Genomic DNA, 14,985 nt, shown 5'->3' with positions numbered 1-14,985 from the left:
GTGGCGGCCACCCTCGCGGGGCTCGCGGGGCTCGCGCGGCTCGTCGCCGCGCTCGGAATCGCGCTGGGCCTTCACCTTCTCGGTGATGTCCTCGCCGGTCTGCTGGTCGACGACCTTCATGGACAGGCGGATCTTGCCGCGGTCATCCTGGCCGAGGAACTTCACCTTGACCTTGTCGCCTTCCTTGACGACGTCCTGCACCTTGGCGACCCGCTGGGCGGCGAGTTCCGAGATGTGGACGAGGCCGTCCTTGGCGCCGAAGAAGTTCACGAAGGCACCGAACTCCATGCACTTCACGATCGTGCCGTCGTAGATCACGCCGACCTCCGGCTCCGCCACGATCGAGCGGATCCAGTTGTAGGCCGCCTTGATCGCCTTGCCGTCGGCCGAGGCGATCTTGACGATACCGGTATCCTCGATGTTGATCTTGGCGCCGGTCTTCTCGACGATCTCGCGGATCACCTTGCCGCCGGTGCCGATCACGTCGCGGATCTTGTCGGTCGGGATCTGCATGGTCTCGATGCGCGGCGCGTACTCGCCGAGCTCCGGACGGGCGGCCGTGAGGGCCTTCGCCATCTCGACGAGGATGTGGGCACGCCCCTCCTTCGCCTGGTCGAGGGCGACCCGCATGATCTCCTCGGTGATGCCGGCGATCTTGATGTCCATCTGGAGCGAGGTCACGCCCTCGTCCGTGCCGGCCACCTTGAAGTCCATGTCGCCGAGGTGATCCTCGTCGCCCAGGATGTCGGACAGGACCGCGAAGCGCTCACCCTCGAGGATGAGGCCCATGGCGATGCCGGCAACCGGACGGCGCAGGGGCACGCCGGCATCCATCAGCGACAGCGAGCCGCCGCAGACCGAGGCCATCGAGGACGAGCCGTTCGACTCGGTAATCTCCGACACGACGCGGATCGTGTAGGGGAACTCGTGGGCCGGCGGCAGGACCGGGCGGATCGCCCGCCACGCCAGCTTGCCGTGGCCGATCTCGCGACGGCCCGGGGAGCCCATCCGGCCGGTCTCGCCGACGGAATAGGGGGGGAAGTTGTAGTGGAGCAGGAAGCGCTCCTTGTAGGTGCCGTCGAGGGAGTCGATGAACTGCTCGTCCTCGCCGGTGCCGAGGGTGGCGACCACGAGGGCCTGGGTCTCGCCGCGGGTGAACAGCGACGAGCCGTGGGCGCGGGGCAGGACGCCGACCTCGGAGACGATCGGGCGGACCGTCTTCAGGTCGCGGCCGTCGATGCGCGAACCGGTGTCGAGCACGTTCCAGCGCACGACCTTCGACTGGGCCTCCTTGAAGGCGGCTTTGACCTTCTCGACCGGATACTTCTCGGCGCCCTCGGGGCAGAGGGCGGCCATCACCTTCGCCTTCACGGCGTCGACGGCGGCGTAGCGCTCCTGCTTGACGGTCTTGGTGTAGGCGGCGCGCAGCTCGGTCTCGCAGACCTCCAGGACCGCCTTCTCGACGTCGGCGTTCTCGGGGGCCTTGAAGTCGCGCGGCTCCTTGGCGGCCTTCTCGGCGAGGCGGATGATCGCCTCGATCACCGGCTGGAAATGCTTGTGGCCGAACATCACGGCGCCGAGCATCACGTCCTCGGAGAGCTCCTTGGCCTCCGACTCGACCATCAGGACGGCGTCCTGCGTGCCGGCGACGACGAGGTCGAGGCTCGACTCTTCCTTGGTCTCGGTGACCAGGGGGTTCAGCCGGTAGCTGCCGTTGATGTAGCCGACGCGGGCGCCGCCGATCGGACCCATGAACGGGACGCCCGACAGGGTCAGGGCGGCGGAGGCCGCGACCATCGCGACGATGTCGGGATCGTTCTCAAGGTCGTGGGTCAGGACGGTAACGACGACCTGGGTGTCGTTGCGCCAGCCCTCGACGAAGAGCGGGCGGATCGGGCGGTCGATCAGGCGGGAGACCAGGGTCTCCTTCTCGGACGGACGGCCCTCGCGCTTGAAGTAGCCGCCGGGGATCCGGCCGGCCGCGTAGGCCCGCTCCTGGTAGTTCACGGTGAGCGGCATGAAGTCGATGCCGGCCTTGGGCTCCTTCGTGGCGACCACGGTGGCGAGCACCGAGGTCTCACCGTAGGTGGCAACCACGGCGCCGTCGGCCTGCCGGGCGACCTTGCCGGTCTCGAGGACGAGCTTGCGGTCGCCCCACATCAGCTCTTCGCGTTGAACGTCGAACATTCTCAATCTCTTCCTTGCCTGCGGCGGGTCCAAGCCCGGCGCCGCCCGGGGGCAAGACGGCGCGACACTCCGCTGGCGAAGTGTCGCGCGATCCTGCCCCGATGCCGGCGCCTCGAAGCGGCCCGTTTGACGGGAGGCCGGACCCATTCCGGCATCCCGTGATCGTGAAACGCGGCCCCGAGCCGGGCTCGGAACCGCGCGAGTATCGCCTTAGCGGCGGATGCCGAGACGCTCGATGAGGGCGCGGTAGCGGGCCTCATCCTTGCGCTTGACGTAGTCGAGCAGCGAGCGGCGCTGCGAGACCATCTTCAGGAGGCCGCGCCGGGAATGGTTGTCCTTGGCGTGGGTCTTGAAGTGGCCGGTCAGGTTCGTGATCCGCTCCGTGAGGATCGCCACCTGGACCTCGGGGGAACCGGTGTCCTTGGCGTCCTTGCGGTGTTCCTTGATGAGCGCGGTCTTGCGCTCTGCCGTGATCGACATCGCATGCCTTTCGGGTTGTGCAGGTCGGATGCGGCGCCCTGGTCGGGGCGCTCAAGCTCGGCGTTCGGCCGGTGCCGGGATGTCGTCCAGCACGGTCACAGCGCTAAGCGGTTCAAGCCCCGCCCGGTAACCCGGGTCGAGGCCGCCCGATCCATACACGAAACCATCGGAGATGCCAGCCCGCCGGCCGCCCTTCGCGACGACGGCGCAGGGCGGCACGTCTCCCGAGCCCCCGCCGGACCGGCCTCACGGTGCGGAACCGGGGTGCGATCGCGGCCCGCACCGCCCCGTCTCCGGCGCGCTGCGCGAACGGTTAACGCCCGCATGGTAGCCGGAAGTCCGCACGACGACCGGCCCCGGCGATGAACGGCACCCTCTCGGATGCGTGCGGCGTCGCCGCCGCGACGCTGCTCGGCATCCCCCTCGTCCTCCTGCCGGGCTACGCCGTCGGCAGCCTGACCGGCATACTCAGCTTCCGCATGCTCGCGCGCGGAGACCGTCTGCTCTGCGCGGCGCTCCTCGGGATCGGGCTCCTGCCCGCCCTCGACAGCCTGCTGATCCAGGTGGCGGGCGTGCCGGCAGCGGCGCTCGCGAACGGCGCGCTGGGCATCGCCGGGCTGCCGTCGGCCCTGCGGAGCCTGCGCGGGCCAGTCGACCGGGCGGCCCTGGGGCTCGCCGCGCTCTGGCTCGGACTCGTGGCCTACGCGCTGATCGACATCGACACCGGCGCCGCCCTCTACCAGCCGGTCACGGTCATCGACCTCGTCAAGCACGCGGCCCTGTCCGGCGCGATCGTCGCGCACGGGCTGCCGCCCGTGGACCCGTTCTTCGCCCGGCCCGAGCGGGCGGGCTACTACTACTACTTCTACACGCTGACCGCCCTGGTCGACTGGGCCGGCGGGCGGCTGGTCGACGGGCGCACCGCCTTCGCGGGGCTGGCATTCTGGACCGGTCTCGGGCTTCTCGGCCTCGTCGACCGGCTGCTCGCGGCCACCGGCCTGGTGCAGGACGCGCCGCCTGCCCTGGTGCGCCGCGCGGTGCTGCTCCTGCTGCCGGCGGGGGGCCTCGACATCCTGCTCGCCCTCGCGGACCGGACCAGTTCCGGAACCTGGATTCCGATCCCGGAATGGCTGAGCGAGCAGGTCGTCAACTGGCCGTCCTCCCTCGTCTGGGTGCCGCACCACGTAGCCGGTACGCTCGCCGGATGGCTCGGTCTGCTGGCGCTGGCCGAGGTCGCCGACCGGGCGCGGCCGGACCGGCGGGCGGAAGCCGCGGCGGTCGGCACGGCGGGCGTCGCCTTCGCGGCCTGCGCGGGGCTGTCGATCTGGGTCTGCCTCGGCACGGCGGCGGCGGCGGGGATCTGGCTGGTGCTGCTCGGCCTGGAGCACCGCGGGCGCGCCGCGATCCGCCTCGCAGCCTCCGGCCTGATCGGCGCTGCCCTGGCGGCTCCCTACCTGCTCGGCATCCTGGCGAACCGGGCCGATGGCGGAGCCACCGTCCGGATCGCGATCCGGCAGTTCGCCCCCCTGGAAGGGCTCGTCGACGAACCGGTCCTCAGCGTGCTCCGGCTGATCCTGCTGCCGGTGAACTACGCCGTGGCGCTCGGCGTGACCGCGGCCGGGACCCTGGTGTTCTGGAGCCTCGTCCCGCGCCGCACGGCGCACGGGCGCGAGGCCGGGCGGCTGCTGACCGTCTGCGCGGCGGCGAGCCTGCTCCTCGGCGGAGTCCTGCGCTCGGCGATCCTCAACAACGACCTCGGCGCGCGGGTGGTCCTGCTCGCGCAGGTCTCCGCCCTCGTCTGGACCGTAGTGGCGCTGACCCGGCGGTCCGAGGCGCGGCGGCTCCGGCTCCCCGGCGCCCTCGCGCCGCTGCTGCTCCTCGGCTACGCGACGACCCTCTACGGCTTCGTCGGGATGCGGGCCTATCCCGCCTTCGGCCGGCCCGCCTTCGCGTTCCTGAACGGACGTCCGGACATCGACCGGGCTCTGCGAGCGGCCTATGCCTGGGCCGGCACGCACCTGCCCCCGGATCTGGTGCTGCAGGCATCGCCGCTGCCGAGGCGGGTGTTCGATTTCGGGCTCTACGGCCGCCAGCCGGTGGCGGTGGCCGACGCCGAGGCACGCCTGTTCGGCGCCCCGCCCGACGCCGTTGCGGGGCGGCTCGCCGTCGTGGGGCCGATCTTCGGCGCGGGGCTAAACGCGGCCTCGGTCCGGCGCCGGGCCGTGGAGGCCGGGATCGGCGCCCTGATCGTCACCGCGCAGGATGCCGCCTGGAACAGCCCGGATTCCTGGGTCTGGCACGGCCGCGCGGCCTATGCGAGCCCGAATGTCCGGATCCTGCGCGTCGAGGACCTCGATGACTGAGACCGCAACCCCGGCTCGCCCGCGCCTGGCGCGCGCCCTGCGCTGGCTCTGCGCCCAGGCGCTGCTGCAGGCCGGGGCGATCGCTCTGGGCTTCGGCTGCTTCGTGCTGCTGTTCCAGACGGATCTCTGGTCCGGCGTGACGATCCTGTTCTACCGCGGACTGATCCTGCTGGCGGTGGCCTTCCTGCTGACCCTGGCGGCGACGGTGGCGCTCGCCGGTCTCGGCCGGCCCTGGGGCCTGCGCCGGGCCGACGCCCTCGGCGCCTGCATCCTGTCGCTCTCCCTGAATCTGAGCGTCTTCGTGATCCTGCCGGTGACGGTGGACCGCTCGATCAGCGTGTTCCTGCTGGGCCAGATGGCGGCACATCCCGACGCGCGCTACACGCCGGAGCGGGCGCGGGCCGTGTTCGAGCGAGTCTATCTGGGCGAGTTCCGGCAGATGGAGCGGCGCCTCGCCGAGCAGCAGGCGTCCGGCAATGTCGCTCCGGCGGCGGACGGCTACGTCATCACCCCTCAGGGCCGCGCCTTCATCCGCTTGGCCGGCATCGTCGCCCGGGCGTTCCGGACCGACACCCGGCTGATCGGGGGCAGCGGGCCGGGAGGGTCGGCCTCCGCGCCGATCGCGGCCGGCCACCGCGACCCGGATCGGCGTGACGGGACCGAGGACGACCTGCGGCGGTGAGCCGTTCCCCCCCCGACGGGCAGACGGGGCCGTCGGGCTGCGCGATCGCGTCCACGCGCATTCCCTGAGCGCGTTGCCCGCATGGACGGGGGTCGGTCGACGCCGAATTCGCGGGGGAGGATGCGCGGGCACGGAATGTGCCGCGCTGCGGTCCGGTTAAGCTCAGGCGGGGAGGATCGACGCGATGGCAGAATCCGCGGTGGCGGCCGGTGACCCCGCGCAGGCGGGGCAGGGCCGCGAACTCGCCCGCAGCCTCACGGCTCCGGGCCTCGTCGCCATGGGTCTCGGCGCCACGATCGGTGCCGGCATCTTCGTGCTCACCGGAACGGCGGCGGCGCAATATGCCGGCCCGGCCCTCAGCCTCTCCTTCGTGATCGGCGGCATCGCCTGCGGCCTCGTGGGCCTGTGCTACGCCGAGCTGGCCGCCATGATCCCGGAGGCGGGCTCCACCTATACCTACACCCGCGCGAGCCTCGGCCGGTTTCCCGCCTGGATCATCGGCTGGGACCTCGTGCTCGAATTCGCCGTTGCGGCGGCGACCGTGGCGGTGGGCTGGTCGGGCTACGCGCAGTCGCTCGCCGCAGAGTTCGGGCTGACGCTGCCGCAGGCCCTGGCCGGGGCGCCCGGCGACGGCGGCGTCGTCAACCTGCCCGCCGCCGGCATCGTCCTGCTGCTCAGCGCCCTCCTGATGCGCGCCACGAAGGAGGCGTCCCTGGTCAACGGGCTGCTGGTGGCCTGCAAGGTGGCGATCATCCTGGCCTTCCTGGGCGTCGGCGCGGCGCATCTCCGGCCGGACCTCTGGCATCCCTTCGTGCCGGACAATGCCGGCACTTTCGGCGCCTACGGGTGGAGCGGCGTGTTCCGCGGCGCCGCGGTGGTGTTCTTCGCCTTCGTGGGCTTCGAGACCGTGGCGACGGCGGCGGGCGAGTGCCGGGCGCCCCAGCGCGACGCGCCGGTGGGACTGATCGGATCGCTCCTGATCACCACGATCCTGTACGTGGCGATGGCGGCCGTCCTCACGGGCCTCGTGCCCTACCGCGACCTCGACGTCGCCGATCCGGTGGCCAAGGCCGTCGACGCCATCGGCCTGCCGGGCTTCGCGACCTTCATCAAGGTCGGCGCCCTGATCGGACTGACGACCTCGGCGCTCACCGCGCTCTACGGCCAGAGCCGGATCTTCTTCGCCATCGCCCGCGACGGCCTTCTCCCGAGGATCTTCTGCCGGGTCCATCCGGTCACCCGGGTCCCCGTGGCGAGCCAGGTGGTGATCGGCCTGTTCACCGCGGCGGTGGCGGGTCTCGTGCCCATCGAGATCCTGGGCGAGATCGTCAGCATCGGCACGCTCCTGGCCTTCTGCCTCGTCTGCGCCACGGTGCTGATCCTGCGCCGGACCGATCCGGCGCGGCCGCGCCCGTTCCGCGTCCCGGCGGCGACGCTCACGGCGGGGCTCGGGATCCTGTCCTGCGTGACGCTGATGGCCGCGCTCCCGGCCGATACCTGGATCCGCCTCGCGATCTGGCTGGCGATCGGCCTCGGGATCTACGCCGTCTACGGCCGGCGGAACGCCCGGCTCAACTGATCAGGTTGATCGTCGCCTGCGTGAGCGTGCTGATCGAGGCCGAGGCGTTCAGGCTCAGCTCGTAGTTGCGGATCACCCGCTGCAGGTCGGCGGATTCCACCGCGGTGTTCACGTTCGGCAGGCGGACGTAGCCCTTGAGATCGGCCCCGGGATTGGTGGGCTCGTAGCGGCTGCGGAAGTCGCTAGTGTCGCGGACGATCCGCCCGACCGGGTCGCCGGGACTGTCGGCGAGCACGGGCGCGAACACCGCGATCTTGCGGGCATAGGGGGTACCCCCGGGCGTGGCCGGGACCGAGTCGGCGTTGGCGAGGTTCTCGGAGATCGTGCGGATGCGCCCGCTCTGGACCTGCCGCCCCGCAGCCAGCGCGTCGGAGGCCGAATGGAGGGCGCTGGTATCCGGCATACGCGGAGCCTGGTCGGCGGCTGTGAGGGCTGAACGAACCCTCACCGAACAGCCTTAACCGCCGGTTAATCGGCCCGAGCGGACAGGCTCAGCGCCTCGCGGAGATCCTGCCCGTCGGTCAGCCGCAGGCCGCGGCGGCGCAGAGAGGCCAGCATCGCCCGGTCGGGGAAGGGGCAGTAGGGCAGCACCGCCTCGGTCCGGCCTTCCGGCAGGGCGCCGGTCCGGGCGATCGTATCGAGCAGCCCGTCCAACATCCCGCGCCCATGGGCGTGCAGCGCCACGGCGGCGCGGGTGGCGGTGGTGCCGGCAGGCAGCGGCACTGCTTCCTGCGCGAGGATCGCCCCGGTGTCGATCGTCGCCGCCAGCCGGTGCAGGGTCATGCCGAAGCTGCCGGGTCCGTCGGCCAGGGCGTGGATCGTCGGCACGGGGCCGCGGTGGCGCGGCAGCAGGCCGGGATGGCCGTTGAGGCCTCCGAGGCGCGCCAGCCCGATGGTCTCGGGCTTGAGGATCTGGTCGAAATGGTAGGTCAAGATCAGGTCGGGGGCGGTGTCGCGCAGCGTCCGCGCGACCTCAGGCCCGTTGACGTCGTCGACCTTCAGGGTCGGGATGCCGAGGCGGCGGCAAAGGGTTCTCAGCGGCGTCGCCTCGGGCGCGTCGCCGCTTCCGGAGGCCGCCTGGGTCAGGGGCGCGAGCGGACGCAGCAGGTCCGGCAGCCCGAAATTCACCGCGAGATAGGGCAGGATCCCGGTGCCCGAGCGCGCGAGGTGCCGCCGGATCTGACCGGTCAGGCCGCCGCTCGACGGACGCTCGGCGTTCGAAAGGCCCACGAAGGCGATGTCGGCCCGGAGATCGGCGACGAGCCGGCGCCCCACCCGGGCGTTCGGCAGCGCCTCGAGGACGAACAGCGCGATCCGGGGCCGAGCCATCAGCGGCGCTTCCGGCGCTGGAACCGGAACGCGTAGAGGCCAGCCTTGCGGACGCTCTCCGGCAGGAGCAGCACGGTGCGGGCGAGCGCCGTGAGGACGTACGGGAAGGCGATCAGGTCGCGATTGGACGCGATGCCCTTGGCGATGCGCAGGGCAGCTTCCTCGGCGCTGATCTCGAGGGGACGCCAGCCCTTCAGCTCGCCCCCCATCGGCGTCTTCACGTAGCCGGGCGTGACCACGTTGACCTTCACGCCGCGGGGGCCGACCTTCTGCCGCAGGGCGAGGCCATGGGCGACGAGGGCCGCCTTGGCGCCGCTATAGGCCGGCGCGTCCTGAAGCGGTGCGTAGGCCGCCAGCGACGACATCAGCACGATCTGCCCCCGCCCGCGCTGGAGCATCAGCGTCAGGCTGGGCAAGATGATGTTGAGCGAGCCGGTGTAGTTGATGTCGGCGGTCTCGAAGGCCACGTCTTCGGCCTCCACCTGCCCCTCCTGGTTGCCGCCGTTCACCGCCGCGTTGGCGATGACGAGGTCCAGAGGCCCGGCCGCGTCGGCCCGGTGCACGAGGGCCACCGTGGCGGCCCGGTCGCGGGTGTCGAGGCGGGCGGTCTCGACGGCGGCGCCGCTCGCACGGCAGTCCCGGGCGACGATCTCCAGGCGTTCGGCGTTGCGGCCGACGAGGACGAGGCTCGCGCCGGGTTGCGCGTAGTGGCGCGCCAGCGCGGCGCCGATGCCGCTCGACGCGCCGGTGATCAGAATGCGGGGCATGCGGCGGGTTACGCCGCCGCGCAGGGAAAGATCAAGGTCGGGAAGGGCTCACCGGCGGCGAAAGCCGCATCAAAGGTCCCGAAACGGCGATGTCGACACGGATCACGGCAGGGATCGGGTCAGTAGACCGGCGCCAGTTCCCCGTCCCGCTCGGCCGCCTCGCGGACAGCCCGGGCAGCCGCCAGCATCGAATCGGGCAGGGCCGATTCCATCCGCGGCACCGAGCCGGCAACCGCCCGGTCGATCGCCCCGGTGGAGAAGAAGCCGCCATTGACCTGGGTCCGGTGCAGCACGACCCGGCGGAAATCCGCCATCAGGTCCATCTCCGGCGGTGTCGGATTCCGCCAGAACCCGTCGAGGTCGCCCTGATGGGTCAGGCCGGCCATGTTGTAGATCGCGGTTCCGACCGCATGGGTCGGACAGCCCATCTCCAGGGACAGCATCCCCACCGTCGAGTTGACGATCACCACGCCGCGGGCGCCCTTGATCAGGGACGGGAGGTCGCCGCCGTCGATGAAGTCGAGCCGGTCGCTGACGCCGTGGCGGCGGGCCGAGGCGCGGGCGAACTTGCGCCAGTTGATCAGGCCGCTGTCCAGCGGATGCAACTTCACCAGGAGCCGTGTCGGCGCCGAGGAGGCGTCCGCGAACGACTTGATCACCCGGTCCATGAAGCCCTCGACGCCGAGGAACGGCGAGTGGACCCGGATCTGGTAGTCGCTGTCGAGCTGGAGCGGCAGCAGGAAGTAGTCACAGCCGACCGCCCGGTAGATCTCATCGCACCGCGCCGCCTCGCGACGGGTGTGGGTGCGCCGGGCGAACTTCTTGATCCAGCCCGCATATTCGGCGGCGATGTGGGTCGGTCGATGGCTGCGGAAATGGGGGAAGAGATAGGGAAACAGGACGTTGGCGAGGTTGTAGCCGACATCCCAGACGCTCCGGCGGGCCATGTCGCCGGTGGAGGGCATCGCCCGGCCGGGCTGCGGCAGGCGCCGCGCCAGGGCGCGGATCTCGGCCGCCGTCCGGGGCAGGGACGAGAAGCCGTTCACGCCACCGAGTTCGCAGGTGATCCAGTTCGGGCGGATGTAGCCCTCCTCGAACACGTGCACCCGCAGCCCACGATACTCGGCGATCATCCGGGCAGCCCTGTGGAACGGCCGGCAATCCCCGAACAGCACGATGTCGGTGACGCCCTCGCGGTCGAGATAGGATTCGAGGTATCGGCCCCAGGCCTCGCGGCGGCCGCGGTAATTGTCGGCGTCGCCGCTCCAGAACAGCCAGTCGCCGGGGCAGAGATTGATGCGCCGGACATTGTGCCCCCGCGCGCGCAGCGCCCGTCCGAGATCGGAGAAGAACGGTGTTGCGATACCCTGCAGGAAGAGGAAGGTCGCGGGGCGGTCGCGGAGGGCGTCGGAGGCGGTCTGTTGCATTCCGCGGCGCTTCTATCCTTGACCCAGGGCTGGACGAACCGAGCCCGCGAGAGACCTTGAGTTGGCACGGTGCCCGGCAGACCCGCAATCCGAGGCCGTGTCGCGGCATGGCGTTTCCGCATCGGCGTGACCCGTCTGCAACGGTCGCGCCTCTGCGGCTCAGCCTGGGATTAGGCGGGCAATCACGGCGACGATATGTCCAAATCCTTTCCAGGACGTGGCGAGCGTGTCGCCGGCGAAGGTTGTCCCCGCGTTGCACGGCCATCCCATGCCGGCGAAAATGCGCTACAGGCGGGCCAGCCCCTCGCCCGACCGGAGCCGGACGCACCCTCAATGGCCCCTGACCCGACCCTGTCGCTCTACGCGACCGGCCGCACGATCCGCCGCCTGCGGGCGGAGATCGAGGCCGCGACGGGCCTCGCCTTCGGGCCGGCGCGCGCCGGCGCGATCGGCGCGGTCTGGGGCGCAGGGAGCTTCGCCGGGCGCCTGCTCGCCCTGACCGGCCGGCGCCGTCTGACGGTCTCTCCCGGACCGATCCTGAGCCCGTACGACACGCCGGAGACCGGATTCGCATCCCTGCGGATCAGCCTCGACGGCGCCCCCCTCGGCGGGGAGGGCGGTGTCCACTACCTCGATCCCTGGACCCGGGACCCGATCGACCGTGCAGCCTGCAGCGAGCGGGTGGCGTGGCTCGCGGCCCGCTTTTCCGAGAACGACCGGCGGGTGGTCTATGTCGGGATGTCCCGCTGGAAGCGCCCCGCCCTCGACGTGCTCGGAGCCGGACCCGCCGGGCGGCCGGTCCACACCATGACCACCGAGGCGGCGGTCGCGGCGGGACAGCGCCATCGCGGCCGCGTCCTCGCCTGGGCGACCCGGGCACCGGGCCAGCTCGAGGAAGCCTGCACGAAGGCCGGGCTGCCGCTCGCCCGCGTGGAGGACGGGTTCCTGCGCTCGGTGGGCCTCGGCGCGAGCCTCCAGCCCGGCGCCTCCATCGTGGTGGACGACCTCGGCATCTATTACGATCCGCGCCGGGAGAGCCGGCTGCAGCGGACGCTCGCCGAGGCCGATTTCACCCCCGCCCTCGTCGCCCGGGCACGGCGCCTGCGCGAGGAGGTCGTGGCGCGTCGGCTCAGCAAGTACAATGTCGGCCTCGACGCTGCGGCGCTCGACTGGCCGGCCGGGCGGCGCGTCGTGCTGGTGCCAGGGCAGGTCGAGGACGACGCCTCGGTGCGGCACGGTTCGCCGCTGGTCCGCTCGAACCGCGCCCTGCTGGAGGCGGCACGCCGGCGCAACCCGGACGCGGTCCTGCTCTATAAGCCGCATCCCGACGTGGAAGCGGGGTTCCGGCCCGGCATCATCCCGGAGGCGGAGGCGCTCACGCTCGCCGACCGGATCGTGACCGGCATCAGCATCGTCGACCTCCTCGACCGGGTCCACCACGTCGAGACCATGACGTCTCTCGCCGGGTTCGAGGCGCTGATCCGCGGGCTGACCGTGGCGACGCACGGCCGGCCGTTCTACGCGGGCTGGGGCCTGTCGGAGGATCTCGCGCCGGCGGCCGATCGCGGCCGCCGGCTGAGCCTCGACGAGCTGGTGGCCGGGGCGATGATCCTCTATCCGCGCTATCTCGATCCCGTAGCGATGAAGCCGTGCAGCCCGGAGCAGCTCCTCGATCGCCTGAGCGCGGCCCGGGAGGCGGCCCCGCGCAACGCCCTCTCCCTCGGCCGGACGGCCCACCTGCTGATGCGCGCGCGCTACGGCCTGCTCAATCCGATCGTCCGGACCCTGCGCAGCCGGCGCGGCGTCGGTCGGGAGGCCGGAGGCGGCCCGCGGTAGGAGGGACGCCCCGGCGCGGACCCGGTTTCGCGAGTCTCCGACGTGACACCTTCGCTGTGACACCAAAGCGATAGCGCGGGCTGCTAGGGTCGACCCGCAGCAGTCCGCCGTTCGGGCCGCTTCTGATCATCCCGGATCAGGAACGGCTCGCAAATCCTTTCCCCCGCGCGCTGTTCCCAGCCGGTCCGCATCCCGGCGGGGAGCAGGCCCGCCCCACGTCGAGTGCCCGAGTCTTGACGACGTTCCTCATTGCCACCGGCCTCGCGCTCGCCATCTGCCTCGCCCTGGAGGTGTTCGCGGGCGACGCGATCACCCGGGCGAGCCGCGCGAAGCGGGATCTCGGCCTGCGCCTGCTCGGCTACCTGCTGATCCTGCTGTTCTGGTTCGCCTTCTCCTGGCGGCCGTGGCTCGCCGGGCTGACCTGCGTGATCACCGTGGCGATCCTCATCATCGTCAGCCGCGCGAAGCGCTCGGTGATCGGCGAGCCGCTGCTGTTCAGCGATTTCGCCCTGCTGCCCCAGGTGCCCCGCCACCCGCAGCTCTACTACATTCCGCCCCTGTGGGATCCGCGCATCGCCGTCCCGGTCCTGCTCGCCCTGGCGGCGACCGTGCTCTGGTACCGGACCGAGCCGAGCGTGCTGCCGGCGGCCACCCTCCCTCGCATTCTCGCCCTGCTCGGCCTGCCGATGCTGCTCTGGCTCCTGGTCAAGGCCGCGCCGCGGCCGCCACTCGCCCGGCTGATCGCCCGCTGGTTCCCGCGGCCCGATCTGGAGGCGGACGTCGCCCGGGTCGGCCTCCCGGCGAGCCTCCTGGGCTACACAGCTCGGGCGCTGGCGGGCGGCGAGCCGGAGCCGGCGGCGCCGACCCTGCCGCCCGGCCCGGGCGACGACGTCGTCGTGGTGATCCAGCTCGAGTCGTTCATCGATCCGGAGCGCCTGGGAGGCGCCAAGCTGCCGGTGATGGAGCTGTTCCGCACCCGCGCCGCGCAGTACGGACGGCTCGGGGTCCCGGCGCACGGCGCCTACACGATGCGCACCGAGCACGCGGTGCTCACGGGCCGTCCGTCCGACAGCCTCGGCTTCGGCCGGTACGACCCCTATACCGCCCGCAGCGGCGACGAGCCGACGAGCCTCGCGCGGCTCGCCCGCGGGCGGGGCTACGGGACCCTGTTCCTGCACCCGTTCCACCGGGACTTCTTCCGGCGCGCCCAGGTGATGGAATCCTTCGGCTTCAGCGACCTCGTGATGGGCGAGGCCTTCGCGGAGGCGCCGCGGGTCGGCCCGTATGTCGGGGACATCGCCCTCGGCGAGCGCCTCGTGGCGGAGGTGCGGGCGCGGCGCACGCCGCTGTTCCTGTTCTGCGTGACCATGGAGAATCACGGTCCCTGGAAGCCCGGGCGGCTGCCGGGCCTCGACGATCCGCAGGCGCAGTATCTCCACCACGTCGCCAATACCGGACGGATGGTGGAGGATCTGGTGGCGGGGCTCGGCGCCATCGCCCGCGAGCGGAGCCAGACCATCACGCTCTGCGTGTTCGGCGATCACGCGCCGTCGCTGCCGAGTTGCAAGCCCGGCTTCGGCGGGCGGACCACCGAGTACGCGCTGTTCCGCTTCGGCCATCCGGAGGCAGCCCCTCAGCGCATCGACATCACAGCCGACGCCCTGGGACGTACGCTGCGCGGGAGCCTCGCCCCGACGCCTGCGGACATCGCAGCCCGGACATGATAAGGTTAAGCTTGGGCGGCATAAGCGTGGCCGTGCCACGCTGGTGACGCATTGCGCACGGATAGCCCGGCCGTCCGCGAGGGCCGCCGCGAGTTCGGCGCGGCCGTTAAAGCGATCGCAGCGTTTGGCGGTCAAACTGGATGTCCCGGCCCGGGCCAGCGATGGCGCGGGGTCGGCGAGGAGAAGTCTCTGTGATGCTGCGTAAGACGGCGCGCACCGCCCTGATGGCCGCCCTGGCGGCAGGATCTGCCGGTGGTTGCACGTACCTGCCCGCGGCGGGTCCGACGGCGAGCGCGATCCAGGCCGGGGCTGAAGTGACCACCGCCGATGGCGGCATGCTCGCCCGCTACGAGATCATCGACGTCACCCCCTCGGTGGTCGAGGCCCTGCGCGGCCGGCCCCTGGACAGCCTGCTCGCCTCCTTCGGCGACCACCGCCCCTCCTCCGAGCCGGTCATCGGCATCGGCGACATGGTCTCGGTCTCCGTCTGGGAAGCCGGCTCCGGCGGCCTGTTCTCCGGACCGCTGGTGGCCGACCGCTTCTCCGCCGGCTCCAAATCCGCCCTCATCCCCGAGCAGCCCGTCGGGCGCGACGGCGCCATCTCGGTACCC

11 protein-coding genes and 1 pseudogene are annotated in these 14,985 nt (G+C 71.7%); 6 read left to right on the top strand and 6 right to left on the bottom strand.

Annotated features, from left to right (window positions below; genetic code table 11):
* Together pnp and rpsO are read right to left on the bottom strand one after the other, a co-directional pair.
* On the bottom strand, window positions 1–2,187 hold a 2,187-nt coding region (gene pnp, locus ACXJKQ_RS26635), incomplete at its 3' end, for a polyribonucleotide nucleotidyltransferase (protein ID WP_457108685.1).
* A 210-nt stretch (window positions 2,188–2,397) separates the two neighbouring features.
* Window positions 2,398–2,667: a 30S ribosomal protein S15 gene (rpsO, locus tag ACXJKQ_RS26630; RefSeq protein ID WP_457108684.1), complete on the bottom strand. Its 270-nt coding sequence runs from the start codon at window positions 2,665–2,667 to the stop codon at window positions 2,398–2,400.
* Between the two features lie 362 nt (window positions 2,668–3,029).
* Here rpsO and ACXJKQ_RS26625 point away from each other — a divergent pair, with 362 nt between their 5' ends.
* From ACXJKQ_RS26625 to ACXJKQ_RS26615, 3 genes are all read left to right on the top strand, one after another.
* Window positions 3,030–5,030, top strand: a complete 2,001-nt coding sequence (locus ACXJKQ_RS26625) for a hypothetical protein (RefSeq protein WP_457108683.1) — start codon at window positions 3,030–3,032, stop codon at window positions 5,028–5,030.
* The gene (locus ACXJKQ_RS26620) at window positions 5,023–5,712 is read left to right on the top strand and encodes a hypothetical protein (RefSeq protein ID WP_457108682.1); all 690 of its coding nucleotides are present in this window, start codon (window positions 5,023–5,025) and stop codon (window positions 5,710–5,712) included. The genes ACXJKQ_RS26625 and ACXJKQ_RS26620 overlap by 8 nt, the downstream gene beginning before the upstream one ends.
* 184 nt (window positions 5,713–5,896) lie before the next feature.
* Entirely contained in the window at window positions 5,897–7,291 is a 1,395-nt protein-coding gene (locus tag ACXJKQ_RS26615) for an amino acid permease (RefSeq protein ID WP_457108681.1), read from the top strand.
* On the opposite strand, the gene ACXJKQ_RS26610 is transcribed toward ACXJKQ_RS26615, so the two are convergent.
* The 4 genes from ACXJKQ_RS26610 to ACXJKQ_RS26595 form a co-directional block, all read right to left on the bottom strand.
* On the bottom strand, window positions 7,284–7,694 hold the full coding sequence (locus tag ACXJKQ_RS26610) for a flagellar biosynthesis protein FlgC (RefSeq protein ID WP_457108680.1): 411 nt from the start codon (window positions 7,692–7,694) through the stop codon (window positions 7,284–7,286). The two genes, ACXJKQ_RS26615 and ACXJKQ_RS26610, sit on opposite strands and share 8 nt — an antisense overlap.
* Before the next feature lie 65 nt (window positions 7,695–7,759).
* Window positions 7,760–8,620: a formyltransferase family protein gene (locus ACXJKQ_RS26605; RefSeq protein ID WP_457108679.1), complete on the bottom strand. Its 861-nt coding sequence runs from the start codon at window positions 8,618–8,620 to the stop codon at window positions 7,760–7,762.
* Entirely contained in the window at window positions 8,620–9,387 is a 768-nt protein-coding gene (locus tag ACXJKQ_RS26600) for an SDR family NAD(P)-dependent oxidoreductase (protein WP_457108678.1), read from the bottom strand. The genes ACXJKQ_RS26605 and ACXJKQ_RS26600 overlap by 1 nt, the downstream gene beginning before the upstream one ends.
* A 119-nt stretch (window positions 9,388–9,506) precedes the next feature.
* Entirely contained in the window at window positions 9,507–10,814 is a 1,308-nt protein-coding gene (locus ACXJKQ_RS26595) for a capsule biosynthesis protein (RefSeq protein ID WP_457108677.1), read from the bottom strand.
* Between the two features lie 333 nt (window positions 10,815–11,147).
* Here ACXJKQ_RS26595 and ACXJKQ_RS26590 point away from each other — a divergent pair, with 333 nt between their 5' ends.
* The 3 genes and pseudogenes from ACXJKQ_RS26590 to ACXJKQ_RS26580 all read left to right on the top strand — a co-directional run.
* Window positions 11,148–12,650 carry a capsular polysaccharide export protein, LipB/KpsS family gene (locus tag ACXJKQ_RS26590; protein WP_457108676.1) on the top strand — a complete coding sequence of 501 codons (1,503 nt, stop codon included), beginning with the start codon at window positions 11,148–11,150 and terminating at the stop codon, window positions 12,648–12,650.
* 233 nt (window positions 12,651–12,883) lie between these two features.
* A complete protein-coding gene (locus ACXJKQ_RS26585) occupies window positions 12,884–14,374 on the top strand; it encodes an LTA synthase family protein (protein ID WP_457108675.1) in 1,491 nt (496 codons plus the stop codon).
* Between the two features lie 194 nt (window positions 14,375–14,568).
* Window positions 14,569–14,985: pseudogene (locus ACXJKQ_RS26580) on the top strand (polysaccharide biosynthesis/export family protein); the annotation flags it as partial.

It is taken from the genome of Methylobacterium sp. P5_C11 (assembly GCF_054049775.1).
This window is presented reverse-complemented; position numbering and strand designations above follow the sequence as displayed.

Coding starts and splice junctions, on each gene's coding strand:
- rpsO (WP_457108684.1), bottom strand. CDS start 2,667: ATGTCGATCACGGCAGAGCGCAAGACCGCGCTCATCAAGGAACACCGC.
- ACXJKQ_RS26625 (WP_457108683.1), top strand. CDS start 3,030: ATGAACGGCACCCTCTCGGATGCGTGCGGCGTCGCCGCCGCGACGCTG.
- ACXJKQ_RS26620 (WP_457108682.1), top strand. CDS start 5,023: ATGACTGAGACCGCAACCCCGGCTCGCCCGCGCCTGGCGCGCGCCCTG.
- ACXJKQ_RS26615 (WP_457108681.1), top strand. CDS start 5,897: ATGGCAGAATCCGCGGTGGCGGCCGGTGACCCCGCGCAGGCGGGGCAG.
- ACXJKQ_RS26610 (WP_457108680.1), bottom strand. CDS start 7,694: ATGCCGGATACCAGCGCCCTCCATTCGGCCTCCGACGCGCTGGCTGCG.
- ACXJKQ_RS26605 (WP_457108679.1), bottom strand. CDS start 8,620: ATGGCTCGGCCCCGGATCGCGCTGTTCGTCCTCGAGGCGCTGCCGAAC.
- ACXJKQ_RS26600 (WP_457108678.1), bottom strand. CDS start 9,387: ATGCCCCGCATTCTGATCACCGGCGCGTCGAGCGGCATCGGCGCCGCG.
- ACXJKQ_RS26595 (WP_457108677.1), bottom strand. CDS start 10,814: ATGCAACAGACCGCCTCCGACGCCCTCCGCGACCGCCCCGCGACCTTC.
- ACXJKQ_RS26590 (WP_457108676.1), top strand. CDS start 11,148: ATGGCCCCTGACCCGACCCTGTCGCTCTACGCGACCGGCCGCACGATC.